The sequence below is a fragment of the Pseudovibrio sp. JE062 genome (genome assembly GCF_000156235.1).
Classification (GTDB): domain Bacteria; phylum Pseudomonadota; class Alphaproteobacteria; order Rhizobiales; family Stappiaceae; genus Pseudovibrio.
On sequence record NZ_DS996805.1, the window covers coordinates 1,038,718 to 1,063,322 of the forward strand.

The window sequence follows — 24,605 nt, forward strand, 5'->3', positions numbered from 1 at the left end:
TCTAAGGGTTATTCGGCTGGCTCTGTGGTATCCTGCTCGATCTCGGCATACTCAAGCACTGCATGGAACAGTACGTCGGCACCTGCAGTTGCCCACTCTCTTGAAATTTCTTCGTCTTCATTGTGGCTCAGACCATCCACACATGGGCACATGATCATGGCCGTTGGCGCAACACGGTTGATCCAGCAGGCATCGTGGCCTGCGCCGGAGATGATGTTGCGGTGGGAATAGTTCAGACGCTCAGCTGCGTTGCGTACAGCGGTGACACAGCCTTCATCGAAGGTGACTGGATCAAAGTGACCAACTGCTTCAATCTCAATGCCGAGGCCGAGTTCTTCTGCGATTTTTGGCGCTTCAGCTTCCAGCTTGGCTTTCATGCCATCCAGAACGTCCTGATGTGGGGAACGGAAATCGATGGTGAAGACGGTTTTACCCGGGATCACGTTGCGGCTGTTTGGATAGACATCGCAGTGACCAATAGCGCCTACAGCTTCCGGCTGGTTTTCCATGGCGATCTGGTGCACCAGCTCTGTGATGCGTGCCATGCCCAGACCTGCGTTTTTGCGCATTGGCATTGGGGTTGAGCCGGTGTGGCTGTCCTTACCTGTCAAAGTGACCTGCAGCCACCAGAGACCCTGACCATGGGTGACAACGCCAATGTCCTTCTCCTCAATTTCGAGGATTGGCCCCTGCTCGATGTGAAGCTCAAACATGGCATGCAGCTTGCGCTGGCCAACAGGCTCTTCACCCACATAACCAATGCGTTTGAGTTCATCACCGAACTTCTTGCCTTCCGCATCTTCACGATCATAAGCCCAATCCTGCGTATGCATGCCTGCAAACACGCCGGAGGCCAGCATGGCCGGGGCAAAGCGGGTGCCCTCTTCATTGGTCCAGTTGACCACTTCGATTGGACGTTTGGTTTTGATACCACGCTCACGGATAGAGCGGATCACTTCCAGACCTGCGAGTACGCCAAGCACACCATCATACTTGCCGCCGGTCGGCTGCGTATCCAGGTGAGAACCAATCATAATCGGATCGAGACTTGGGTCTTCCCCTTCTAGGCGGGCGAACATGTTGCCCATTGTGTCGACGTGCATTGTCATGCCTTCGGCTTCACACCAGCTGGTGAAAAGCTTACGGCCCTCGGCATCTTCATCTGTCAGCGTTTGCCTGTTGTTGCCACCACGGACGCCGGGTCCGATCTGGGCCATATCCATCAGGCTACGCCACAGTCTGTCACCATTAATACGATGATTTGAGCCAAGTTTACTCATAGGTCTCTCCGATAACGTCTTTTCAACGCCGTTTTATTTAACTTACCCGAGAAATATTCTTCTGAAATACAACGGGTTAGCTGTCGTTATTTAATCTCCCGAGGGAGCATAAAACTGATAAAACCGATGAGGATATTCGCAGGATTCAAGCTCTATCTCTTTTTTGACATGCCTGACGGTTTGCAACCGCGTAAAGACAGGTTGCAGGCAAATTATGTCAAAAATTCAATCTTCTAGATTTCCCGCAGGGTTATTTTTCCCATTTGGAACAGATAGATGTAGTTTGCAGAGATCTTTCGCTCTTGCAACAGCTTAACTCAGCTTAAATCTTGGATATTCCCCTCCCAAAACTTGGGGTAAATTGGACCAAACAGTCAATTATCTGTCAACCCACCTTCAAAAATGGATCAATTTCACCAGCCAACTTCAAAAATTCTCCTGATATTCCAATAGGTAAAACACTTAGAAGCCCTGCCAAATCCAGACAATAAGCGTATTGCAGACAAGAAAACTCCACAGGTTCCTAAGTTTTTTCGATGAAAATATCCGATCTATCGGAATCAAAACCTCCTCATTTGCTTACAAAAAAAAATAGCAATCTGGAAAGGTGCATATTTTTGCATGTACTGCTAAACTTTTGCGCAAATGAGCTTAAACTTCATAAATATTGCAGAGCAACTTTACAGAATGCATTGCAAAATAAAGATTTTCTTTGCTCAAATACGCCTTTTATTGTGCTTGTTTTATTTGCATTGCAGCATAATTATTCTACCCAAGAGATATTTCACGCTTGACTAACTGATAGTTGCAGATATTTTTTTGACCGAGAGGTAAAAAATTATGCTGACTGCTGACCAAGCGCGACACCTGGGGGAAGTGCGAGGCTCAGATCTTCGGGATCTGATGCAACAGGCCGCTACAGTAAAGCGCCAGTATTGGGGCGATACTGTCACCTACTCCCGTAAAGTTTTTGTACCGCTGACAAACATGTGCCGCGATACATGTACGTATTGCACATTTGTCAAACACCCCAGCTCGCCCGAAGCCAACATCATGACACCTGAGCAGGTGACGCGGACTGCGCGCCAAGGTGAAGAGACCGGCTGCAAAGAGCTTCTCTTCAGCCTGGGTGAGAAGCCCGAGCTGCGTTACGAGCAAGCAAAAGCTGCGCTGGCACAGCTGGGTTACGGGTCCATGGTCAGCTATCTAGCGGATGTCTGCGAGATGGTTTTGCGGGAAACAACCCTCCTGCCCCACGTGAATGCAGGTACGCTGAGCGACGAGGAAATTGATCAGCTTCGCCCCTATGCAGCTTCCATGGGCATGATGCTTGAGACGACCAGTCGCCGCTTGATGAAGAAGGGCCAACCGCACTATGGGTGCCCGGACAAAGCACCGGTTCAGCGTTTGCGGACATTGGAGCGGGCTGGTCAGAAGAAGATCCCGTTCACCACTGGCTTGCTGATTGGCATTGGCGAGACGTGGGAAGAGCGTATTGAGGCGCTGGAGGCGATCAACGAAAGCCATGCACGTCACGGGCATATTCAGGAAGTGATCATCCAGAACTTCCAGCGCAAGCCAGGAATCGGAATGGAGAACCATCCGGAGCCATCACTGGATGACATGCTGCGCACGCTTGCCGTTGCGCGCCTGATCCTGTCGCCAGACATCAGCCTGCAAGCACCGCCGAACCTGAGCGAACGGCATATGGAGTACCTGAGCGCTGGCATCAATGACTGGGGCGGAATTTCTCCGGTGACCATTGATTTCATCAACCCGCAGCATCGCTGGCCTGTGATTGACGAGCTGGCCCAGTCAACGCAGCAAGCCGGGCAGAAGCTGGAGGAGCGGTTGACCGTCTACCCGAGCTATCTGCGTGAGAAGACCGAGTTTGTGGATCCTGTCGTGCTTTCAAAATCCAAGGGGCTTTGGGAGCAAATGGGTTCCTCCGCCGCAGTTCAGTCAGGAGGCTCCCTATGACGCTTCACAGTTTCCCTCACTCTGCCAGTGATGCCTTGCGCTCACATGAGCTTAGCGCACCAACACACGATATTTTGAGCAAGGCACTGGCTGGCATTGAAATTTCAGAGGCAGATGGTGAGCACCTGTTCCGCGCTCCGGCGCAAGAGTTTCCAGCCATTGCCTATGTGGCGGACACGCTGCGCCAGCGAGTGAATGGCGACAAGGTTGGCTTTGTGGTCAACCGGAACATCAACTTCACCAACATCTGCTACATGGGCTGCAAGTTCTGCGGATTTGCCAAGCGAACGGAAGATCCCGACGCGGAATGGCTGGTGCCTGAGCAGATCGTCGCTCGCGCGCAGGAAGCCTGGGATCGCGGCGCGACAGAGGTTTGCATTCAGGGTGGTCTGCATCCGAAGATGGAAGGCACCTACTACCGTGAGATTGTTCTGGCGATCAAAAAAGCCCTGCCGGATATGCATATCCATGCGTTTTCACCGTTTGAGGTGTGGTATGGCGCGGCCAAGACCAAACAGTCTTATCATGCGTTTTTACAGGATTTGAAAGACTGCGGCCTTGGCTCCCTGCCCGGCACGGCTGCAGAGATTCTGGATACCGACATTCGCCAGCAGCTGACACGCAACAAGCTGAGCACCGAGAAGTGGGTGGAGATCATCAAGGCCGCTCATGAGGTGGGCATTCCCACCACGGCGACCATTATGTATGGCCATATTGATGGGCCTGAGCATTGGGCCGCACACATTGCCTTGTTGCGCGACATTCAGAAGGAAACTGGCGGTTTCACGGAGTTGGTTCCGTTGAGTTTCGTCCATTCAGAGAGCCCGCTTTATACGCTTGATCCAAAGAACGTACGCCCCGGCCCGACAGATCTGGAAGTACGCAAGATGCATGCGGTTTCTCGGATCATGCTACATGGCTGGATCGACAATATTCAGGTGTCATGGACCAAGCTGGGACCAGAGTTTGCCTCTGATCTGCTGCAATGCGGGGTTAATGATTTGGGTGGCACGTTGATGAACGAGAGCATCTCCCGTTCTGCTGGTGCAGCGCATGGTCAGGAGATCACCGCACATGAGATGTGCCAGATCATTCAGGATGCGGGCCGTCAGCCGATCCAGCGCAATACTGTCTATGATGTGATCAATGATTTTGCCGATGGCCTGCCAGAGCAACAAGCACCGCTGATTGCGCGCGCCAACTCTACTCTTCTCAGCTTCCTGACAGAAGAGGATGGCGCTCCCGCAAAGGTGGTTGGAGGTGCCGGATGACGCAAAACGCACCTGTTAAAGTTACCCTGATTGCCGGTGGTGTTGGCGGCGCCAAGATGGCGGAAGGCCTTTATCATCTGGAGAATGTGGAGCTCTCCATCATTGGCAACATTGCCGATGATGATGCCTTCCACGGCCTTTGGGTTTCGCCGGACATCGACACCCTCACCTACACACTGGCCGACGTGATTGACCGCAAGCAAGGCTGGGGTGTGGCGGATGAGAGCCATCGCGCTCTGGAGACACTTTCCAAACTTGGCGACGATACATGGATGTCTCTGGGGGATCGCGATGTCGGTCTGCACATCTACCGCACGCATCGCCGCCGCCAGGGCGATCGGCCGACGCTGATTGCGCAGGATATCGCCAGGAGCTTTGGGCTGACCTGTGACCTCATTCTGCCGACGGATGATGTGGTGCAGACACGGGTAAAAACCGATGCGGGTTGGCTGAGTTTTCAGGAGTACTTTGTCAAAGAGCGCTGTGCCCCTGAGGTTCGGGAGCTGCATTACGACCATATTGAAGAGGCTCATGCGACCGAGGAAGCCCTGAAGGTGTTGGCAGAGGCTGATCTGATTGTGATTGCACCGAGCAACCCGCTGGTGAGCATTCTGCCGATCCTCAAGGTTCCAGGCATTCTAGAAGCGGTGAAGGCTGCGAAAGCCCCGAAGATTGGTGTTTCGCCCATCATTAATGGCGGCGTTGTGAAAGGTCCAGCGGACCGGATGTTGGCCTCCCTTGGCTTCGAATCCACGGCGTTTGGTGTTGCGCAGATTTATGCTGATTTTCTGGACTGCTTTGTCATTGATCATGCGGATGAGCAGCACATCTCTGCCATCAACGGATTGGGTCTGAGCACGTCACAAGATGCAATCCTGATGAAGACGCGGGAAGACAAGGTAAGGCTTGCTGCTGAGCTGCTTACTATTTCCGGCGTCGTTGATCGCTCTGGCGAGGAGCTGAGCGCATGACCGGATCAGCTCCTAAAACGCTGGTTGTTGTGCCGGTGAAAGATTTTGCCAAAGCGAAGTCTCGTCTTGGGCCACATCTTGATGCCACTGAACGCGCAACTGTGGCGGCGAACCTGTTCGCGCAGACCCTTTGCTTTTTGCAGGACGCGCAGAAACAGTGCAGCATAACCTTTGATATTGCTGTGGTGACCAGTTCGCTTGAGATCGCAGGTACTGTGAACGAATGCTCTGTTCATCTGATCCTTGAAGGTCAGGAAGATGGGCTAAACTCTGCGCTGACGACTGCAGCCCTTTGGGCTAAGGCTCATGATTATGAGACGCTTTGCGTTCTGCCAGCGGATATTGCTGCACCTGACTTTGATGAGTTTGAGCGGCTTTTGAGCCTTGCAGGTTCACCGCGTTCTCTCGTGCTGTGCCCTGCTCATGACTACGGCACCAACGTGCTGATTGCGACGCCACCGGATGCGATCACCTTCACTTATGGCAATGCTTCTTTCCAGAAGCATCAGGCTCAGGCTGCGGAACATGGTCTGGACTGTGTGATTGCCCCCTCCTCCTCCTTTTCAAAAGATATCGACTATATGGAAGATCTAGCAGACCTTCAGCCCCGGCTTCTTGCAAAACATGGCGACCGGAGAGCTGTTTGATGCATACTTTATCTTTACACGCGATTCCGAACATTCCGGAGATCAAGCCGGGCGATGATCTGGCAGTTATTCTTGGTGATGCAATTGAAGCGGCTGGTCTTTCCTTGCAGGACGGAGACGTTCTGACCTCGGCGCACAAGATTTTCTCCAAGGCCGAGGGGCGCATTGTCAATCTGGCGGAAGTTACCCCTTCTGAAGAAGCCCAAGGTTATGCGGATGAGCTGAACAAGGATCCCCGCAAGGTTGAGGTGATCCTGCAGGAAAGCGCGCGTGTGGTTCGTCATTTCAAGCGGCCAACACAGAATGAAGGAACGATGATTTGTGAGCATCGTCTGGGCTTCATTTCCGCCAATGCCGCGGTGGATGAATCCAACAGCGGCGCGGATGAGACGCTGATTTTGCTGCCGGAAGATCCCGATGCCAGCGCTGCCCGCATGCAGGAAGCCCTTTCCAAGCGCTTCAATGCGCAGATCGGTTTTGCCATAACCGACACATTTGGACGTCCCTGGCGGCTTGGTCAGGTGAATGTGGCGGTAGGCCTTGCAGGTGTTCCGGCCACCATCAAAGAACAAGGCAACTCGGATGCGCATGGGCGCTTGCTCAGTGTGACAGAGCCTGCCTTTGCAGATGAGTTGGCAGCGGCCTCCGGATTGGTGATCAGCAAGGCCGGACAGACACCCGTGGTTCTGTTTCGCGGGCTCAACTGGTCGTTTGAAGCAAGTTCAGCACAGGATTTAATAAGATCGAAGAAGGAGGACATGTTCCGATGACATTAGCGATTATCGGAGGAACCGGGCCGCAGGGTCAGGGGCTTGCGCTCAGGTTTGCCCGGGCTGGGGTGCCCGTTGCACTTGGCTCCCGTGATGCGGCCCGCGGCAAGGACATTGCTGATGAGCTTATGACAAAGCTTCCGGAAGGCTCTGCAAAGATTGAAGGTATGGGCAATGAAGAAGCTGTGGCTGCATCCACCGAATGCGTAATGCTGGCTGTGCCTTATGTGGCACATGATGCAACGCTGGAAGCTCTGAAACCGCATCTTTCTGGCAAGATCCTCATCGACATTGTTGTGCCGCTGGCGCCGGGTGATCCAAAGACGGTTGAAATGCCACCAGAAGGCTCAGCCACTGAGGCTGCTCAGGCGTTGCTTGGCCCGGATATTCCTGTTGTAGGCGCTTTGCACAATGTTTCTGCCACAACACTGAACAATCTGGATTGGGCGATCAACTGCGACATCCTTGTTTGTGGTGACAGCCTTGCTGCCCGCAAGGTGGTGATGGAGCTGGTCAATAAACTGGATGTGACAACCTACAACAGCGGCAATGCAAAAGCAGCACGCTGCATTGAGGCGATCACCCCAATTCTCATTCGTCAGAATATTTCAAAAGCCGTGCCATTTACGCATGCGGGCATCCGCATCTGGGCACCGGATCATTAATTCCAGAACTTAACTTTCGTGGAGGAGAGACACATGGATTTTGGTATTTGCTTTAAAGGGTTTGTGGAACCTGATCGCGCAAAAGCGCTGGTTCGTCAGGCCGAAAATGCCGGCTTTAAATACTGCTGGTTCTATGACAGCCATATTCTGTGGCGTGAGAGCTTCGTGGCCATGGCAATGTGCATGGAACACACCAAAAACATGCGCTTTGGACCTTGTGTAACCAACCCAAACACCCGTGACTGGTCTCATGCTGCCAGCTTGTTTGGCTCCCTTGCCAAGCAGTCCGGTGGTCGTTTTGATATCGGCCTTGGCCGTGGTGACAGTGCTGTGCGCGTTATGGGCAAAAAGCCTGCGCCACTGAAGCGTCTGGAAGAGTTCACCCATGTGGTCAAAGCATTGGTGCGCGGCGATGAAGCACAATACGGCGAATGCCCTGAGCCAGTGAAGTTCCCTTGGGCAGATGGCTATGAGCTGCCTGTTTGGGTTGCTGCTTATGGCCCGAAAGCACTGAGCTCTGCTGGCCGCGTTGGTGATGGTCTTATTCTGCAAATCGCAGAACCAGGCATCTGTAAATGGCTGGGTGATCAGGCTGTTGCAGCTGGTGAAGAAGCTGGCCGTGACATGAGCAACTTCGGCATCATGGCAGCTGCTCCAGCGCATACAGGTACTCTGGAAGAAGGCATTGAGAAAACCAAGTGGTTCCCAGCAATGGTGGGCAACCACGTGGCGGATATCGTTGAGAAGTACGGTTCTAACACCGATCAGGTACCAGCTTCTCTGACCTCTTACATCGAGAACCGTCGTGGTTACGATTATTCCAAGCACGGTCAGAGCGACAACCCGTTCCTGGACTTCATTACCGATGATATCGTCGAGAGCTTTGCGGTGCTTGGCCCACCTGAGAACCACATCGAGAAGCTGAATAAGCTGAAGGATGCAGGCATCACGCAATTCAACATCTATCTGGACAGCGGCGATGAAGAGAAGATCATCGCGGACTATGGCGAAAAGATCATTCCGGCTTTTAACGCGGACAACGCGAAAACACCGGAAGCTGTCAGCTGATAAAAACAGGCCGGGCTCCACGTGAGCTCGGCCTTTTCTCTATCTATTGCAGAAAAACAACAATCATTAGAGTGAGCTGTCGCATCACAACTTTTCTACCAGAGTTTAGCTTGATAAGAGCACGTTGTTTTCGTAGGTGCTAACTTACTTATTAGCTGAGCGTGTATTTGAGGCTCGGCGCCTATGTAATTTTGGAAAAGAGTATGGCTAAAGCTTCTGAGGCAAAAGGTAAAACACGAATTCAGATGGAAAAGACCGAGAAGATCCTCGCTGCGGCGTTGGATGTGTTCTCAACCTATGGATTTCGTGGCTCTACGATTGATCAGGTGGCTCAGCAAGCGGGTTTATCCAAACCCAACCTTTTCTATTACTACGACAGCAAAGACGCCATTCATGCAGAGCTGATTGAGCGTCTGCTTTATGTGTGGCTGGATCCTCTGCATCAGCTCAACCCTGAAGGCGAGCCGATTGAAGAGATTTGCGCATATGTGCGGCGCAAGCTGGAGATGGCGCGCGATTATCCGCGTGAGAGCCGTCTGTTCGCTAATGAGATCCTGCAGGGTGCTCCACGTATCAAATCTCTGATTGCTGGACCATTGAAGTCACTGGTAGACGAGAAGACCGTTGTCATTCAGGGCTGGATGGACGCTGGCAAGATTGCGGAAACAGATCCTTACCATCTGCTGTTTTCCATCTGGTCCACCACACAGCATTACGCTGACTTTGACAGTCAGGTGCAAACGCTGCTACCTGCAGACAAGTCCAAGGACCGCTTCAAAGAAGCAGCGTCTTACCTGGACCGGATGTTCCGCAAAAGCCTTGCAGCTGAATAAGTCACTGTTTTACAAGCGTGTCGTGGGGGTGATGACTGGCCCCTGCTCTGTTTCCAGAATATGTGCTTTGACACGGTAGACATCCTGCACACGTTCCTGCGTCAGTACCTCTTCCGGCGAGCCATAAGCAACCAGTCTGCCTTCTTTCAACATTGCCAGACGCGTGCACAGACGAGCAGCATAGGTCCAGTCGTGCAGGCTGACCAGCATGGATGTGCCTTGTTTCTGTAGTTTCTGGAAGATTTCCTGAAGTTCCAGCTGGTGTTCCGGGTCCAGTCCTGCAGTTGGTTCATCTGCAATAATGAGTGGCGTCATCTGCATCAGAGCACGACCTAGAAGCGCACGGGCTTTTTCACCACCAGAGACCTGAAGAATGGATTCATTGCGGATGGATTCCAGGCCAAGACTTGAAACGATGTCTTCCAGTTCCGCTTTGTGCCTGGGTGTGCGAACTGAGCCACCAATGGCTTCACAACCCAGTGCCAAGATGCGTTCTACAGACAAATCCCATGCGACATCCCGCTCCTGCGCCATGTAAGCAACATGCTTTGATAGTTGGCGCGCAGAGATGTTTTTTAGAGGCCGATTGTCGTAGCTGATCTCTCCATTTGACGGGATGAGCCCGACCATGGCCTTCATCAAGGTGGACTTGCCTGATCCGTTTGGACCGATCAGACCAACAATCTCGCCTTTTCCAATCTCCAGATTGATTAAAGAGAGGATGTTCTTTGGGCCGTAATTGACGGAAAGGTCTTTGAGTTGCAGCAGCATCAGATCAAGGCCCTCCGCTGTTTGATGATCAGCCAGAGGAAGAACGGCGCCCCTACGATGGCTGTCAGAACACCCAGCTTTAGGTTGGACTGAGGGCCGAAGAGCTTTACCGTGATATCAGCAAGGGTCAGCAAACAAGCACCTGCGATCGCACTTGGAATGAGCAAGCGTTGTGGCTCTCCCCCCACCATCTTGCGCAGCAAATGCGGGACAATCAGACCAATGAAGCCGATGGTACCGGTCACCGCTGTCACAGCACCGACACTGGCTGCGGTGCCGGCAATAGCACAAAAGCGCAGACGGGGCAGTGAGACGCCCATGGTGTGGGCGGTTTCTTCGCCTAATGACAGGGCGTTGAGGCCCTTGCCGGTAACGAGCAACAAGCTCCAACCAACCACGATAAACGGAGCAATGATGTAAAGGTGCTGCATGGATCGGTCATTCAAAGAGCCAAGCATCCAGAACACAATTTCCATGGCTGCGAACGGGTTCGGAGACAGGTTGAGCGCCAGAGACGTGAGCGCGGTGGCGATGCTGGAAATGGCGACGCCAGCAAGGATCAGCGTCAGCGTCTGACCTCTTCCCCCGGCCAGCATTGGCAGCAAAACAGCAGCAATCGCAGCCCCGAGCAGCGCGAAGGCTGGGAGTGCGTATGGCATGGTGATGGTCAGACCGGTGTAGATCGCAATGACAGCTCCAAGGCTGGCGGAGGAGCTAACGCCGATCAGGCCAGGCTCTGCAAGTGGGTTGCGCAAAAGGCCCTGGAGGACTGCTCCAGACAGCCCAAGCGTTGCGCCGGTAATGACACCCAACAGAGCGCGCGGCACACGGATCTCCCAGAACACGATGGAAACCGGTGTCTTCTCGGCAGCAAAGGCTGCTTCGATGAGCTGCGCGATTGACAGATCAGCGGCGCCGATCATGAGAGAGGTCAGGAACAGCGCGATTGCAATCAGGCTGAGGATTACGATCAGCGGGGCATCGGGATGCTTTGTCATTCAGCTTGTGCCCCCAAGCGTTTGGATTGATTAGCCAGTTTCTCTATGGCTTCGGCAACGAACGGCAGGCCGCAAATGGTGTACTTGTCTTCCACCAAAACGCGTCCACTATTGCCAAGTGTTCGCTTTAAGGCTGGATGAGCTAGCAGTTCGAATGCCAATGCAGGTTTGTCGGAGAACTGAGTTCCCTCAACAAGCAACTGAGGATCTTCCAGGATCAGCAGCTCTAGCGGCAGTTTGCTGGTGCCTTTCAGGCCGAGGTTGTTGGCGATGTTCTGCAGGCCTGCTGTCGTGATCAACTCGTTAACAAGGCTGCCATCGCCAGCGGTGTAACCGTTGGCGTAGTAGACCCCTGCCCGCGCTTTATCATCGGGTTGCGCTTCCACAAAACGCTGAACGGTAGCCTCAAACCGGTCGGCCAGCGCCTCAGCCTTTTGCTCTTGCCCCAGCACTTTACCGAGACGGCGGAGCTCCTTGGCAATATCCGAGATGGTACGCACTGGCGGCACTTGCACCACGGTTATGCCAAGACCACGCAGCATCTGCACTGTGGTTTGGTTGGTATAGGTGCCTGCAATCACCAAATCCGGGTTCATCAGGTAGATCTCTTCCGCCCCGCCAAAGTTGATCGGGTAGGCTTTCGCCTCTTCACTCATGACAGAGAGCGTTGGATCTGATGCCAATCTGGAAACAGAGACAAGCTGCCCCTCGCCTGCGAGCAACATGGAGAACTGGTCGGTGCACAGGTTCATGGAAACGACCCGATTGGGTGCACTCACTCCGCTCTCATCTGCACGGGCCGCTGCCGGGCTGATTGCAAGGGCCATCAGCAGTGCAGTCTGCATGATCTTTTTGATCTTATTTGGCATTTAGACCTTTTGAGCAGCGTGAGAGTTTGGAACGCAGCATCGGGCAGTACTGAAGAATCCAGAGAATGCCGCCCAACCTTTGCTGAGCGGCATACTTAATCAGAAACTGGCGCTAACACCAGCGTAAACGGAAAGGCCCGGTGTCTGATAGTCCTTGATCCGCTCATAATCCTGATCCAACAGGTTCTCGCCGCGAACATGAAACGTCAGATTATCATTGTACTGATAGGCCGCCTTGGCGTTAACCAAGACGAAATCGTCGAGTGTGATAGGCTTTTTACTAGTATCAAGATCTTTCAGCCCATAAACATAGTTTGCGTTGACACTCAAAGACAAAGGTTCCCACGGCTTGTAGGTGAACCCGAGATTAATATCATGCAGAGGGACGCGGCGGAGACGTTTTTTATCTGGCCCTACAGCCCATGTATAAGTGTAGGCGCTATTAAAGCTTAAATTATCCAATACATCCCAGTCAGCAGACAGTTCCGCACCCTGACTTCTGGATAGCCCATTAATCTGCTCATACTTATAGTCAGCAGGATTATTTATGATCAGGTCTTCTGTCAAAATATGGAAGTAACCGAGAGAGAGCCTCAGTTTTTCATCAAGGAAATTTTGATCGATGCCGATATCATAGCTAACACTGGTTTCAGGCTCAAAATCTGGATTTCCTGAATAGCTGTCATACAACTCATAGGATGAAGGTGCACGGAAACCATTGCCAAGGCTAGAGCGAATACGTGTATTCTCGAGAACTTGATATGATACAGTCCCGCGCCCAGTCAAATAGTACCCATATGCACTATGATGATCTAACCTGACAGCTCCGCTTATGTTCAACGGATCGGTAGGGTTCCACAATGCTTGGACAAAGCTTCCAGCAACTTCAATTTTCTTAGACTGGCCCTTAACTTTTTCTCGGCTCCAATCTCCACCATAATTCAGTCGGAGACTGTCACTGACATCAAAATCATTCAAAAACTCGATTTTAACGCGATTACCTTTCGCGGTGTAACCACTGTTATACTCGCGTGTCAGGTCCGAGAACTGGATTGATACATCTGTGGTCATGCGGTCGTCGAGCCAAATGTAGTTGGCTCCAACTTTCCCAAAATACTGCTTCGCATCAACTTTGTTGTTGGCAGCCGGTGCGTCGGAGCCATCATACTCAGTCGTGCCATGCAACCCACGGGCAGCAAAGTAAACATTCAACTCTTCACTAAGATCAACTGAACCTTTTGCAGAGAAGGTTTTATTCTCGTAGCCGTCTTCGTCTGAAGGTCGCCCTTTGGGAGATACTGCGCTGAACCCATCTGTATGAAACCGCTGAAGATTAATTGCAATATCGGCAGTTTCAGTAGCTGCTTTCAAGCCGTAAGAGGCATTCACGGTTCCATAGCTACCGCCCTCTACAGTCGCATTATGTTTTACAGTGCCCGGTGCCGCACGCTTAGTGATAATGTTCACGACACCTGCGATAGCTTGACCGCCGTAGAGCGCACTCTGAGATCCCTTAAGGATCTCAATCCGCTCAACGTCATTGAGGAGCATATGCTCCAAACGAGCTTCTACCTGAGGGGAACTAGGATCAGAGATATCGATGCCATCCACCAACACTTTAGTGTAGTAGTTGTTCATTCCCCTTATCCTGAGAGTACTATTTGTCCCCGCCCCACCGTTCTGTGAAAAGGAAATGCCCGGAAGCTTGGTCAGGTATTCGGAGACGAACGTAGCGCCGTCGTTTTTCAGGTCTTCTTCGGTGACGACGTGGGTTGTGGAGCCGACTTTGCCGGCTTCGGTTTCCGTTCTGTTGGCGACGACGATGACTTCGTCAAGATCAGCTTCCTGCGCAGTTGATGCGAGGGTTGAGCTGAGGAGTGCTGAGAGAGCTACGCCGGACTTGAGGGTAGCTGCGATCCAAGATGTGTTACGCACGAGTTTGGTCCATCATTCACAGCAGCTTGAAGAACTGCCATGCTGTTGATTGCATTGTGCGTCTTTGGAGAAATCTACTCTAACCTCTTGAAAAGAGGCGTGTTTGATAGCCAGTCAGACGCACTGTGAATGTCACCTGAACGGAATACCGCCCCTTAACACGCCCCGTGCTTTGGGTGAGTGACTGCATCTGGCAGGTCTCCTGGCTTGCGCGTCCTTACTGCTGCTCCGCCTTCCCAACGTTGCTTTAAACAACAACATCAGTGGCATTTGTGAGCAACAACTCTACGCTTACAGTTGCGGGGGCAGCCACGGCTTATCCGATAGGACCGTGTTCCCTTTTCATTTTCATCTGATCGATAAAAATACCAAATACACGGCTATTGATCAGATTTCAGGGGCTTCCGTCAACTGCCTCAGCAAGGAACTTGATAAAATTCGACCAATTGCTGGGTAAACTCACAGAAATTGCAAGTGATTGTTCCACTACCAGATCTTGCGATGCGGTCTTACTCGGCCGCACCTGCTTGTGGTGGTTAGATGGAGTATGATCTTTCCTGCTGATTAGCTCATGAAGATCAGTGCACAGCCAACAATAACGAGGAGTGCTCCGATCCATGCGCCGATGGCTGGGAACTCTTTGGTCTGCCACCAGAGAACCGGAAGCATCATTGCTGGCGTTGTTGCGGAAAGCGTTGAGACGATGCCTACTTCGCCGCCACTGAGTGCATAGAGGATCAAGGTCATACCAATGCCCATGCCAAGCATGCCGGACAAGGATGCGAGTGCGACGATCTCTTTGTTGATCGGGTTTGCAAGGCGGAATGGACGGCCTGGCAGGTAGAACAGCGCCAGCAAGCCAAAGGCAGCGATAGTACAGCGCATGAGGGAGATCGCGACAGGGTCAGCACCACTTTCCATGACGGGACGGATGATGATCGAACCCACGGACTGGGAGAGAGCCGCCAAAGTACCGAAGAGGACGCCGACCACGACCGGACCTCTGATTGCTTCCCATTTATGCAGTTGGTCTTTGCGTTTTCCGAATGCGATGGCAAGGATAACGCCGACAAGAACACAGGCAATGCCGATAACGGCCTGCAGAGAAAGCTCTTCGGACAAGAACAACCAGCCCAGCAGAGCTGACATGGGTGCGTTCATGGAAAACAGAATGGCGGTACGGCGCGGCCCCATACGATTGAGGGTGAGGAACAACAGTGTGTCACCCATGAAGATGCCGATAAAACCAGACAAGAAGATGAGTGATGCATGGCTAGAATCAACGGTGTTCCAGGTGCCGGTTGCAAACACATAGGCGCCCAGAAACAGCACAACGAACCACATGCGCACGCAGTTGAAGCCGATAGCTCCTAAATGCGCAGCAGGTTTTGCAGAGATGAGACCACCGATGGCCCAGGTGGCAGCAGCACCGAGCGCGGCAACTTCGAATAAAAACATGGGGTGACCTAACCGACGAAACTAAGGCCTTGGCGTAGATAATTTGAAAACCCAAACAGCTCTAAAGCCCTTGGATTTGTCGTGCAAGCTCAGTTTGGTGATATTTAGAACAGACCAACAGCTATTCAGGCAATAATGTTTCCAGTCTCAGCAGAAATACAAATGACAGCCGTTAACTAAGTTGCTTTCAAGTGATCGGACACAATCTTGAACTTTCTACGTGCATTCGTTAGAGCTTCTACGTAGGGATTACATTGCTGTTCCTGCCTGATTTGCGTTTTGACGCTCTCTCCGGCTCCTTTGGTGACCTGTTCTAATCTGGAGATTTTCCATGAAAGATATTGAAATTGCCCGCGCAGCAGACATGAAACCAATTGCGCGTATCGCTCAAAATCTGGAGATCCCGGAGGATGCTCTTGAGCCCTATGGTCGCTTTAAAGCCAAAGTGAACCTGGATGAGATGCCGGAGGTGAACAGCCGGCCGCATGGAAAACTCATACTTGTGACTGCTGTTTCCCCTACTCCTGCTGGTGAAGGCAAGACGACAACGACGGTTGGCCTTGGTGATGCACTGAACCGCATTGGCCTGAAAACAACCATTTGCCTGCGTGAACCTTCTCTAGGGCCTTGCTTTGGCATGAAGGGCGGCGCTGCTGGTGGTGGTTATGCGCAGGTGGTGCCGATGGAGGATATCAATCTTCATTTCACCGGTGATCTGCATGCAATCACCGCAGCTCATAACCTACTATCAGCTATGATCGACAACCACATCTACTGGGGCAATGCGGAGAATATCGATCAACGCCGTATTGTTTGGCGCCGCGTGGTGGACATCAATGATCGTTCACTGCGTTCCATCACCACTGGCCTTGGCGGTGTGAGCAATGGATACCCAAGCGAGTCCGGATACGACATCACCGTTGCCTCTGAAGTGATGGCAGTGCTGTGCTTGGCGGAGAACCTGCAGGATCTTCAGGACCGACTTGGCCGATTGTTGATTGCGTATCGTAAAGACAAGACACCAGTTTACTGCCGTGACCTGAAAGCTGATGGTGCGATGACGGCTCTGCTGAAAGATGCCTTCCGCCCTAATCTGGTGCAGACACTGGAGAACAATCCGGCCTTTATTCATGGCGGCCCGTTTGCAAACATCGCACATGGCTGCAACTCTGTGATCGCGACCAAGACAGCCTTGCGCCTTTCTGATAATGTGGTGACAGAGGCAGGTTTCGGCGCAGATCTTGGTGCGGAGAAGTTCTTTAACATCAAATGTCGCCAAGCTGGTTTGACACCAAATGCGGTGGTGGTTGTGGCAACTGTGCGTGCCTTGAAGATGCATGGTGGTGTTGCCAAGAACGCATTGACGGAAGAGAATATCGACGCGCTTGAGAAAGGCATGAGCAATCTGGAGCGCCACGTCAAAAATTGCCAGAGCTACGGCGTGCCTGTGATTGTTGCCATCAATCGCTATGGCCCTGATACGGATCAGGAAATCGCCAGTATTATGCAGCGCATGGAGAAACTTGGTGTAAAGGCTGTTCCGTGCACACACTGGGCTAATGGTTCCAAAGGCACCGAGCAGCTCGCAACTTCGGTTTCTGAAATTCTGCAGACAACTGAAGCTGACTTCAAACATCTTTACGAGGATGACCTGGGCCTTTGGAAAAAGATCCGCCGCATCTGCAAGAAGATTTATGGTGCCTCCAAAGTCACTTGCGATCAATCAGTAAAAGATCAGCTGAAGGCCTATGAAGAGCAAGGCTACGGGCATCTTTCCGTTTGTATGGCGAAGACCCCCTACTCCTTCTCGACCGATCCATCCTTGCTCGGGGCCCCTACTGACTACAGCATTCATGTGCGGGCGGTGAGGCTTTCGGCAGGTGCAGGGTTCATCGTGGCCCTAACGGGTGACATCATGGTGATGCCGGGTCTGCCACGCCATCCGGCTGCGGAAACCATTGGACTTGATGAGAACGGTCAGGTTGAAGGGCTGTTCTAATCCACGTCTGACCTGTGTGGGCCTCTGCGAAAGCGGTCCAGATAGACGGTTGATTGCAGATCATCGCGGTCATAATCCCGGTAATGCCCAAACTTGAAGTATTGGGTGTTACCGGAGAACTCATCATTGCCGATATAACCGGTAACACGGGCGATAAACCTGTCATTGGCCCAGATCTCAATGATCCCTTGCCCGACACGACTTCCCTTCACCCGATAGCGCATATCCACCCAACCGTCAGTGGGATCTGGCAGTACGGGATCGTCGGAAAGTTCGATCTTGATGCCGGGGTAATCTGAATAGGTTTGTGGATCGGCCAGAAACGGGAACTTGGAGGTGTCTTGCGTTTCAATTGCCTTCTTCAGCTCTTCCAGAGTGAGCCCGCTGCCAAGGAACTCGTCTGAGGTTCGGGTTGCGTCATTTCTGTTACGAAAACCCTGACGATCTAAACTCAGCATTTGCTGGAGTTCACGCGAGAAGCCTTTGAAGTCCTGTTGATAGCTACCCTCGGCTTGTGCCACTAACTTGCGTGTATCGTTGTGCTGCACCGTTATATGAAAGACGCCGTTGTCAAACCGTTGCGCGAGAAATGGACTGCCTCCGGAATCTTCTTTCCATTGGCCGATCACCCATCGGGTTGAGCCTGCAGGCCAAACAGTACCGTCGATTTTGAAGCTGAACGAATACCAGACTTCATCCCCAAAATCGCAACGCTTCTGGCGGGCTTCCCAAAGCTCATTTTTGAGATTGCCTTCCGAATCCAGCTCATCATCACCGAAGACTGTGATTGCTAGTGCATGACCTCCATCGCGCACCACATCGCTTTCAATCTGGAAGTTTTCCGGCTTGTTCATCCGGTGGATGTCCCAGTTTTCCGGGCTGGGATACTCGTCGAAGTCATCGATGATGACAGCACACTTAGTTTGACGCATCTGGTCAACATGCAGCCCCCCACCTTGTTCAGGCGTGACGATGATATCCTGTTTTTCGGAGGGCTCATTTGCAGGTTTTCGATCATTCGCCATGGCAGCTGCTGGCAATATGAGCAGGCTCGCTCCGGCGAGCGCAGAAATCAGCAGATTGTGTTTTCTGAAGGTGGTGCGTCGACCTGAACCCGGCATCTTTTCTCCCAAAGGTGCGGTGCTGGATTAAGTACAGATCAGATTAATCTAGAGAAGAATTCTTGCTGCCTTTACAAAAGGCCCTTGGGATTTTTCAAAGGATTTGACGAAAATCCTCAGAGCACTGCCGCGTAAATGATGTCTTCGGCCTCGTCCAAAGTCATATCAACGATCTTTTGGGAGAGTGAATATGGGAACCCAGCCCGCACTAGACTGGCCAGTTCCTTGTCGCGGCGCTCCTCTTTTGGCTTTGTGCGCCAAGGGCCCAGTCTGCGGCGTTTGGCATAAGAGATGGCAGCGCGCTGGTCGTCGTGCTCTTCATCATCAAAGGCAGTCTGGATGTTTTCACCAGACACACCTTTTGCACTGAGTTCCAGCTTGATACGGGACCTGGACTTGCCTTTGATTGTGCCGGACCTAACTTTGCTTTGGGCAAAGCGCAGGTCATCAATAAAGCTGTGCTCACGACAAAACGCGACCACAGGCTCGATCAGCTCATAATACTCGTGGGGATCTTCTTCTGCTTCTCTGGCACGTCGCTCAATCTTGCGCTTCAAAACGCGGCGCAAGCTGTCTTCGGACGCGCTGTATCTGTTGAGATAATGCAGCGCGGCCCGGCGCAGATATTCAGATGATATTTTCTTGCCCACGTGAGCCCATCTCCAATCCAGAGCAGCCTGCGCTCATACTCAATCGCGCATCCGGCTCTAAATCTTTTTCTTAGAGCGTATTCTCACCCGACAATCGAAACTGTTTTGCGGGAATACGCTGCAACAGAAATGAGCTATCACATATTTTGCGGCAGGTTAGCCCACGAACGCACGTTCAACAACAAAATCACCAGGATGGTTGTTGGCGCCTTCGGTAAAGCCACGCTGTTCCAGAAGTGCTTTGGTGTCTGCAATCATGTGCATGGAACCGCAGATCATGGCACGGTCTTCAGCAACGTCCAGTGGTGGCACTGAGAGATCATCAAAGAGCTTACCACTTTCGATCAGGTGCGTGATGCGCCCTTCCCGTTTGAACCTCTCACGGGTCACAGAGTTGTACAGGTGTAGCTTGCCCGCTGCGACTTCGCCGATCAATGGATCATTGGTGATGTCAGCGACTAGCTCTTCCCCATAGCGCAGCTCAGCGATTTCGCGAGTGGTGTGGGTCAGGATCACTTCCTCAAATTTCTCGTAGGTTTCCGGATCACGGATCAGGCTGGCAAATGGTGCAATACCGGTGCCGGAAGAGAACATGTAAAGGCGTTTTGCCGGAGACAGGGCATCGAGGACAAGGGTACCAGTGGACTTCTTCTTCAGAAGAATGTGATCCCCTTCTTTGATCTTTTGCAGATGCTGGGTCAGTGGGCCATCCGGAACCTTGATGGAGAAGAACTCCAACTCCTCATCCCAGGATGGGCTGGCAATAGAGTAAGCACGGAACAGCGGCTTGCCGTCGATCATCAAACCGATCATCACAAACTCACCAGAGCGGAATCTGAAGCTTGTTGGGCGCGTGATTTTGAACCGGAAAAGACGGTCCGTGAAATGGGTCACTTCCGTTACTGTTTCTACAAAGACATTTGCAGGAACTGCGCTCTCCAATTCCGCACCCTTTATGATCTGGTTCATCGTTAGCCTTGCTCCGATTGATGAGGTTGGCAAAGGCTAACCCAAGCTGAAGGCTGTGCTGAGGCACATGCAGCTAATTAAACCCGTGCGAGTGAATATTTCTTTTCCAGTTGCTTTGTTCCGTAGAATGCTGTCTTCCACCTCCCCTTCAGGAGCAAGAAATCAACCTATCCCCCTTGGAAGCCCTCGCAGTAAAGTAATCTATCCAACATACACCTTACTTAATTATGGAATAATTATTGATTATTCAACGGTACATGCAAAGTTGTGCATGCGGCGGCGTGATTAATGCCCTTCAACAGGCAATAAGCGAAGGCTCTGTACGAACGAGATTGGGTGGATTAGTTGGTGCTGTCCTGAGACGCGACTTGCTCTAATGCAGCGTCTGAGGCTTCTTTCTTCTCTTCCAGCACCTTCACCGGATTGCGACGATCGGTGAAGATGTCTTCCGCAAACTCAAGGTACTTGCGAGCAGGCAGTGGCTTGGAGAAGATATAACCCTGCGCGGAAGATACGCCGAGCTCGCGTAGCAGCACGATTTGCTCGTACTTCTCTACACCCTCAGCGATGATGCCCATGTTCATGGTATCTGCAAGTTCTGCTATGGCATCGACCAGACGGAATGCGTTTTCTTCACTGCCGAGTGGGTCGATGAACATCTTATCGATCTTGACGATATCCATGCCAAGCTTCTGCAGGTATGCCAAACCGCCGTGACCTGTTCCCACATCATCCAGCGCAACACGAATGCCGTGCGCCTGCAGCTCAGCGATGATTTTTCTGGCCAGATCGATATCTTCCAAAGGCTGACGTTCAGTCACCTCCATCACGACCTGATTAAGAGCGATTGGAGAGTCCTCGTAGATATCGAGAAGATCATCCACGATGGAGCGATCGTTGAAGTGGCCTGCAAACAGGTTCACAGAAAGCTTGAGTTCCGGGTGCTTGGAATAGAGTTCTCCCAGATCATCAATGGACTGACGCATGATGCTCCGGGTCATCTCGAAAATGTGGCCGGAGGTTTCTGCATAGGTCATGAACTGGCCCGGCGGCACCATTTTCCCGTTGGGGAGCTGCCACCTCATCAACATTTCACAGCCCTGCAGCTCACCGGTCACGATATCAACGACAGGCTGGTAATATGGGATGAACTCGTTGTTGCGGATAGAGGCGACGAAGTCATCTTCTGCGTCCTTTTCCGGCTTCCAGGAGAGCCAGACACCGAGAGCGATGAGGAAGATGGCAATACCAGAACAGGCGATCACAGCGACAATCTTGAGCTCTCCAACGAGGCTCATGACGGCATTACGGTCACTTCTGATCCGCACATTGATCGGGTAAATGGTGGAGGCTGCAAACTCTTCGATGAAGTTGCTGCCCATGATCACCGGCAGGTTGCTGTTGGCCGGGTTCACCCAGACGTGGTCGCGACCAAGACGCACTTCGATTTCGGAAGCGTGGCGCAGATAGTCTGGGCCCGGTTCGATGGCCAGAACGGTTGGAGAGATGTTTGCAACCAGACGCCAGCCGTTGCGCAGTTTCCAGGAGACCAACGCTGTGCGGATGCCCTGATACTCCATCCAGGACATACCAATCCCAACACGCGGTGCATCAGGCTTCAGCGCGGGCAGAATACTGCTACCGCGGCGCACCTGAGCTGGCACATAACACATGGGCACACCGCGATGATCCACGATGCCAATGGCGTTGACGATGACGTTTTCTGAAAGCGTCTTTTCAAACTCGCCCTGATTTTGGCGGGTACAGGACGTCAGGCCTTTCACCTGCATCTGGCGCAGAACTTCCACCACATCGGAGATTGCTGCTTCACTGCGAGAGATGTACCGGTCTGCAATGGCGTTCATCTCGTTACGCGCCTGATGCATCGCGAAGTTCTCAAGGATCATATTTCCGATGAGTAGTGGCAGAAGCGCCAATCCCAAAGCAACCAAAATTGCGCGGACAAATACGAAATAATGGCGAGACACAACAACGACCTTAAATTGCAGACTACGGCTACCTATTTCTATGATTAAGGCTTACTTAAAACTGTAAAAATCATCCAAACACCCCAAACGATCCCCAGATGCTTTCAAAATTTGCATCCAAACGGGCGAATGCTGGTCGTTTTCTCTTAGAGTGATTTGACTTTTTGCAGTGATATACACGCGCCCCTAACCCTCACTATGCCATTTTACGCTCCAACTGCCTTCAAGCGGCAAACCTGGAGCCGAGACATGCACAGTTCTGAGTTACAACGTCATCGTTCTGCTTTTGCGTTCTTCCTTGCTCTCTTTTTGAGCTGCTTTTTCGCAGTCGCAGCTTCAGCTCAGATCAATACAGACAATCCTGTTGCCAAGGCATTTTTGCAAAACCTGCAGGATCGCGGCCTGACGCTTACACATGTGGGGCCGGTAACGGTTGAAAATGACGTGCTCTCAATTGGCGGTATTGAAGGCTACCCGACTACAGACAAAACAACGCGTTTTAAGATCGGTGATCTTGGTCTTGCTCAGGCATCACTTGAAAGTGATGGCCGGATTTTTGTTGGCGCGTTTGCAGCCTCGAACTTTGAGATTGATGAAGCAGATTTCAAGTTCTCAGCAGACAGGATTGCGATTACGGATCTGTATCTGCCCAATGAAGATGATCTGAAAAATCCAGCTTCAGATCTCCCCACTTCGCTTTACTCCACTGCCGAAGTCATGGGTTTGCTGTTTGAGGACCGTTCCAGCGGCCAATCCATGCCTATTGAGCGGGTGACGATTGACTTTGACATCAACAATGGCGGTTTTCCGATTATCGCGAGCGTTCAAGTTGTAAACATCGTGCTAAACCGAACGATGTTTGCCCCTCCCCAACAGCAGCTTCTTGATGAGTTGGGATTGCCGCAAGTGAATGCAGACATTGATTTTGAAGGCGAATGGAATGGCGATACTGGCGAAGTGAACATTCCCAGCGCAGCCATCGTTTTGCGTGATCTCTTTTCCGTGCAGCTCTCTGTTCAGCTAGAAGGCCTCACAGATACCGTTGTTGAACAGATCGCTGAGCTGGCGACCAAAGACAACGTTATTGCATTGGACCTGCTGCAAAGCGCTGCTGTGGCGAACTTCGATTTCTCACTGATCAATGAAGGTGGCCTAGATGAGGTTTTAGAACAGCAAGCCCATCGGCAGGGCCAATCCAAATCAGCGTATGTCCGCCAGTTGACTGATCGCGCTGAAAAGCAGTTTAAGAGGATACCGGATCAAGCCAAGCAGCTTGAGTTTACGGAAGCGGTTTATAGCTTTTTGCAAAATCCGCAGAGTATCACGCTGAGCGCTACCCCTAAGGCACCAATCAGTGTAACACAAATTCTTGGGGTATCTGCAATTTCTCCCGTCTCAATCATTTCTTTGCTTGGCATCGCGCTTGAAGCAAATGTAAACTAGCGAGGAACCCTCCTACTGACCATTGAAGGTTTATTTAATGCCTTTCCAAAATTTTAAGCGGCAGGGATTTTTTGCCGTTTCAATCACTGTATTAGGTTTATCCGCCCAACCTGCCCTTTCCAGCCCAGCATCCGATCTTCTGGACAAGTACAATGCTTGGTATCTGGAAAGCGGTTTTGAAAAAGCGTCTTATGCGGAAGCTATTGAGAGCGGCGATACGACTGAAATCCGCGACTACAATGTTGCAGGCGTGTTCTCCATCAAAAACGATGAAGGTGAGCCAACTGCTACATTTTACGCTGATGTTACCATTCCTAAAATGGTCTTTACGGGCTCTGCGGTTGATGGAGATGTCTTTAGCTACGATTCATTGACGGTCGGCAAAGCGACCTTTGATATCCGTGTACTCGAAGAAGACAGCGCAGTAAAAGACATTGCAAGCGCTAAGGATTTGAAGCCAGTTGCACAGTTCTCCGGCTCAATGACCGACTATACTGTCTCTGATTTTTCTGAGAAGTGGGTTGATCACCCTGTTCTGAAAGAAGGTATCAGTCAGGAAGCTTTCCTTCAGTTGCTCGGCATGTCGCTGAACACCAGCTACGGTAGCTCTGCCATCAGTGAGATGTCGCTGACCTTCAACATCGCCGATGAGTTTGTTTCTGACACTGTCCTGACAGGCTTCAAAACCGGCTCAATAAAAGATGGCGTAACAGAAAACCATCTCGCTTGAGCGCTACGCCTCTACTGGTAAAAGCAAAATCAGCGGCAAACATGTTTCTTCAAACATTGCCACCAACACGGTAACTTCATATAAGTTCTCTGAAGATTGATCGTTTGGATGTTCGCCCTCTGCTTGCTTACTTCAAGTTGGCTGATGCTCTTCGGCAAACTACATCGGTAGCTACACTACTGAAGACAT

At 51.8% G+C, this 24,605-nt stretch carries 21 protein-coding genes and 1 riboswitch; of the genes, 11 read left to right on the forward strand and 10 right to left on the reverse strand.

Annotated elements, in window-relative coordinates:
- Positions 1-8: 8 nt before the first annotated feature.
- On the reverse strand, positions 9-1,280 hold the full coding sequence (locus PJE062_RS04305; RefSeq protein WP_008546730.1) for a Zn-dependent hydrolase: 1,272 nt from the start codon (positions 1,278-1,280) through the stop codon (positions 9-11).
- A gap of 840 nt (positions 1,281-2,120) precedes the next feature.
- Between PJE062_RS04305 and cofG the strand changes: the two genes are divergently transcribed.
- The 8 genes from cofG (at position 2,121) to PJE062_RS04345 (ending at position 9,485) form a co-directional block, all read left to right on the forward strand.
- The gene (cofG, locus tag PJE062_RS04310) at positions 2,121-3,260 is read left to right on the forward strand and encodes a 7,8-didemethyl-8-hydroxy-5-deazariboflavin synthase CofG (protein ID WP_198136816.1); all 1,140 of its coding nucleotides are present in this window, start codon (positions 2,121-2,123) and stop codon (positions 3,258-3,260) included.
- Positions 3,257-4,531 (forward strand): 5-amino-6-(D-ribitylamino)uracil--L-tyrosine 4-hydroxyphenyl transferase CofH, encoded by a 1,275-nt coding sequence (cofH, locus tag PJE062_RS04315; RefSeq protein WP_008547104.1) that lies wholly within the window; start codon positions 3,257-3,259, stop codon positions 4,529-4,531. The genes cofG and cofH overlap by 4 nt, the downstream gene beginning before the upstream one ends.
- Positions 4,528-5,502 carry a 2-phospho-L-lactate transferase gene (cofD, locus tag PJE062_RS04320; protein ID WP_008546994.1) on the forward strand — a complete coding sequence of 325 codons (975 nt, stop codon included), beginning with the start codon at positions 4,528-4,530 and terminating at the stop codon, positions 5,500-5,502. Before cofH ends, cofD begins: the two co-directional genes overlap by 4 nt.
- Positions 5,499-6,149 carry a 2-phospho-L-lactate guanylyltransferase gene (gene cofC, locus PJE062_RS04325; RefSeq protein ID WP_008546404.1) on the forward strand — a complete coding sequence of 217 codons (651 nt, stop codon included), beginning with the start codon at positions 5,499-5,501 and terminating at the stop codon, positions 6,147-6,149. Before cofD ends, cofC begins: the two co-directional genes overlap by 4 nt.
- A complete protein-coding gene (cofE, locus tag PJE062_RS04330; RefSeq protein WP_008547125.1) occupies positions 6,149-6,919 on the forward strand; it encodes a coenzyme F420-0:L-glutamate ligase in 771 nt (256 codons plus the stop codon). Before cofC ends, cofE begins: the two co-directional genes overlap by 1 nt.
- Entirely contained in the window at positions 6,916-7,584 is a 669-nt protein-coding gene (npdG, locus tag PJE062_RS04335) for an NADPH-dependent F420 reductase (protein WP_008546587.1), read from the forward strand. Before cofE ends, npdG begins: the two co-directional genes overlap by 4 nt.
- Before the next feature lie 33 nt (positions 7,585-7,617).
- Positions 7,618-8,652 carry a TIGR03842 family LLM class F420-dependent oxidoreductase gene (locus tag PJE062_RS04340; protein ID WP_008547329.1) on the forward strand — a complete coding sequence of 345 codons (1,035 nt, stop codon included), beginning with the start codon at positions 7,618-7,620 and terminating at the stop codon, positions 8,650-8,652.
- Positions 8,653-8,855: 203 nt separating this feature from the next.
- Positions 8,856-9,485, forward strand: coding sequence for a TetR family transcriptional regulator C-terminal domain-containing protein (locus tag PJE062_RS04345; protein ID WP_014285378.1), 630 nt, complete (start codon positions 8,856-8,858; stop codon positions 9,483-9,485).
- A 9-nt stretch (positions 9,486-9,494) separates the two neighbouring features.
- Here the strand turns inward: PJE062_RS04345 and PJE062_RS04350 are convergent, their stop codons facing one another.
- From PJE062_RS04350 to PJE062_RS04370, 5 genes are all read right to left on the reverse strand, one after another.
- Positions 9,495-10,256 (reverse strand): ABC transporter ATP-binding protein, encoded by a 762-nt coding sequence (locus PJE062_RS04350; protein WP_008547139.1) that lies wholly within the window; start codon positions 10,254-10,256, stop codon positions 9,495-9,497.
- Entirely contained in the window at positions 10,256-11,254 is a 999-nt protein-coding gene (locus PJE062_RS04355) for an iron ABC transporter permease (RefSeq protein WP_008546391.1), read from the reverse strand. Before PJE062_RS04355 ends, PJE062_RS04350 begins: the two co-directional genes overlap by 1 nt.
- Positions 11,251-12,123 carry an ABC transporter substrate-binding protein gene (locus PJE062_RS04360; RefSeq protein WP_008546891.1) on the reverse strand — a complete coding sequence of 291 codons (873 nt, stop codon included), beginning with the start codon at positions 12,121-12,123 and terminating at the stop codon, positions 11,251-11,253. The genes PJE062_RS04355 and PJE062_RS04360 overlap by 4 nt, the downstream gene beginning before the upstream one ends.
- Positions 12,124-12,222: 99 nt before the next feature.
- Positions 12,223-14,058, reverse strand: a complete 1,836-nt coding sequence (locus PJE062_RS04365) for a TonB-dependent siderophore receptor (protein WP_008546903.1) — start codon at positions 14,056-14,058, stop codon at positions 12,223-12,225.
- Between the two features lie 174 nt (positions 14,059-14,232).
- Positions 14,233-14,446: riboswitch (cobalamin riboswitch) on the reverse strand.
- A gap of 176 nt (positions 14,447-14,622) precedes the next feature.
- Positions 14,623-15,516: a DMT family transporter gene (locus PJE062_RS04370; RefSeq protein ID WP_008546505.1), complete on the reverse strand. Its 894-nt coding sequence runs from the start codon at positions 15,514-15,516 to the stop codon at positions 14,623-14,625.
- A gap of 331 nt (positions 15,517-15,847) precedes the next feature.
- On the opposite strand from PJE062_RS04370, the gene PJE062_RS04375 reads away from it, so the two are divergent.
- Complete coding sequence (locus PJE062_RS04375; RefSeq protein ID WP_008546317.1) at positions 15,848-17,515, forward strand: formate--tetrahydrofolate ligase; 1,668 nt, start codon at positions 15,848-15,850, stop codon at positions 17,513-17,515.
- On the opposite strand, the gene PJE062_RS04380 is transcribed toward PJE062_RS04375, so the two are convergent.
- The 4 genes from PJE062_RS04380 to PJE062_RS04395 form a co-directional block, all read right to left on the reverse strand.
- A complete protein-coding gene (locus PJE062_RS04380; RefSeq protein WP_037035917.1) occupies positions 17,512-18,636 on the reverse strand; it encodes a heparin lyase I family protein in 1,125 nt (374 codons plus the stop codon). The genes PJE062_RS04375 and PJE062_RS04380 overlap by 4 nt on opposite strands.
- A 116-nt stretch (positions 18,637-18,752) precedes the next feature.
- Positions 18,753-19,286 (reverse strand): regulatory protein RecX, encoded by a 534-nt coding sequence (locus PJE062_RS04385; RefSeq protein WP_008546474.1) that lies wholly within the window; start codon positions 19,284-19,286, stop codon positions 18,753-18,755.
- 156 nt (positions 19,287-19,442) lie between these two features.
- Positions 19,443-20,255: a ferredoxin--NADP reductase gene (locus tag PJE062_RS04390; RefSeq protein WP_008546925.1), complete on the reverse strand. Its 813-nt coding sequence runs from the start codon at positions 20,253-20,255 to the stop codon at positions 19,443-19,445.
- 341 nt (positions 20,256-20,596) lie between these two features.
- The gene (locus tag PJE062_RS04395) at positions 20,597-22,243 is read right to left on the reverse strand and encodes an EAL domain-containing protein (protein WP_008547040.1); all 1,647 of its coding nucleotides are present in this window, start codon (positions 22,241-22,243) and stop codon (positions 20,597-20,599) included.
- 249 nt (positions 22,244-22,492) lie between these two features.
- Between PJE062_RS04395 and PJE062_RS04400 the strand changes: the two genes are divergently transcribed.
- Together PJE062_RS04400 and PJE062_RS04405 are read left to right on the forward strand one after the other, a co-directional pair.
- Positions 22,493-23,686, forward strand: a complete 1,194-nt coding sequence (locus tag PJE062_RS04400; protein WP_008546694.1) for a hypothetical protein — start codon at positions 22,493-22,495, stop codon at positions 23,684-23,686.
- A gap of 37 nt (positions 23,687-23,723) precedes the next feature.
- A complete protein-coding gene (locus tag PJE062_RS04405) occupies positions 23,724-24,416 on the forward strand; it encodes a hypothetical protein (RefSeq protein ID WP_008547015.1) in 693 nt (230 codons plus the stop codon).
- Positions 24,417-24,605 lie beyond the last annotated feature (189 nt).

What these genes read in the sequence shown, in the direction of transcription:
- PJE062_RS04305 (WP_008546730.1), bottom strand. Translation starts at nt 1,280, where the DNA reads ATGAGTAAACTTGGCTCAAATCATCGTATTAATGGTGACAGACTGTGG.
- cofG (WP_198136816.1), top strand. Translation starts at nt 2,121, where the DNA reads ATGCTGACTGCTGACCAAGCGCGACACCTGGGGGAAGTGCGAGGCTCA.
- cofH (WP_008547104.1), top strand. Translation starts at nt 3,257, where the DNA reads ATGACGCTTCACAGTTTCCCTCACTCTGCCAGTGATGCCTTGCGCTCA.
- cofD (WP_008546994.1), top strand. Translation starts at nt 4,528, where the DNA reads ATGACGCAAAACGCACCTGTTAAAGTTACCCTGATTGCCGGTGGTGTT.
- cofC (WP_008546404.1), top strand. Translation starts at nt 5,499, where the DNA reads ATGACCGGATCAGCTCCTAAAACGCTGGTTGTTGTGCCGGTGAAAGAT.
- cofE (WP_008547125.1), top strand. Translation starts at nt 6,149, where the DNA reads ATGCATACTTTATCTTTACACGCGATTCCGAACATTCCGGAGATCAAG.
- npdG (WP_008546587.1), top strand. Translation starts at nt 6,916, where the DNA reads ATGACATTAGCGATTATCGGAGGAACCGGGCCGCAGGGTCAGGGGCTT.
- PJE062_RS04340 (WP_008547329.1), top strand. Translation starts at nt 7,618, where the DNA reads ATGGATTTTGGTATTTGCTTTAAAGGGTTTGTGGAACCTGATCGCGCA.
- PJE062_RS04345 (WP_014285378.1), top strand. Translation starts at nt 8,856, where the DNA reads ATGGCTAAAGCTTCTGAGGCAAAAGGTAAAACACGAATTCAGATGGAA.
- PJE062_RS04350 (WP_008547139.1), bottom strand. Translation starts at nt 10,256, where the DNA reads ATGCTGCTGCAACTCAAAGACCTTTCCGTCAATTACGGCCCAAAGAAC.
- PJE062_RS04355 (WP_008546391.1), bottom strand. Translation starts at nt 11,254, where the DNA reads ATGACAAAGCATCCCGATGCCCCGCTGATCGTAATCCTCAGCCTGATT.
- PJE062_RS04360 (WP_008546891.1), bottom strand. Translation starts at nt 12,123, where the DNA reads ATGCCAAATAAGATCAAAAAGATCATGCAGACTGCACTGCTGATGGCC.
- PJE062_RS04370 (WP_008546505.1), bottom strand. Translation starts at nt 15,516, where the DNA reads ATGTTTTTATTCGAAGTTGCCGCGCTCGGTGCTGCTGCCACCTGGGCC.
- PJE062_RS04375 (WP_008546317.1), top strand. Translation starts at nt 15,848, where the DNA reads ATGAAAGATATTGAAATTGCCCGCGCAGCAGACATGAAACCAATTGCG.
- PJE062_RS04380 (WP_037035917.1), bottom strand. Translation starts at nt 18,636, where the DNA reads ATGCCGGGTTCAGGTCGACGCACCACCTTCAGAAAACACAATCTGCTG.
- PJE062_RS04390 (WP_008546925.1), bottom strand. Translation starts at nt 20,255, where the DNA reads ATGAACCAGATCATAAAGGGTGCGGAATTGGAGAGCGCAGTTCCTGCA.
- PJE062_RS04400 (WP_008546694.1), top strand. Translation starts at nt 22,493, where the DNA reads ATGCACAGTTCTGAGTTACAACGTCATCGTTCTGCTTTTGCGTTCTTC.
- PJE062_RS04405 (WP_008547015.1), top strand. Translation starts at nt 23,724, where the DNA reads ATGCCTTTCCAAAATTTTAAGCGGCAGGGATTTTTTGCCGTTTCAATC.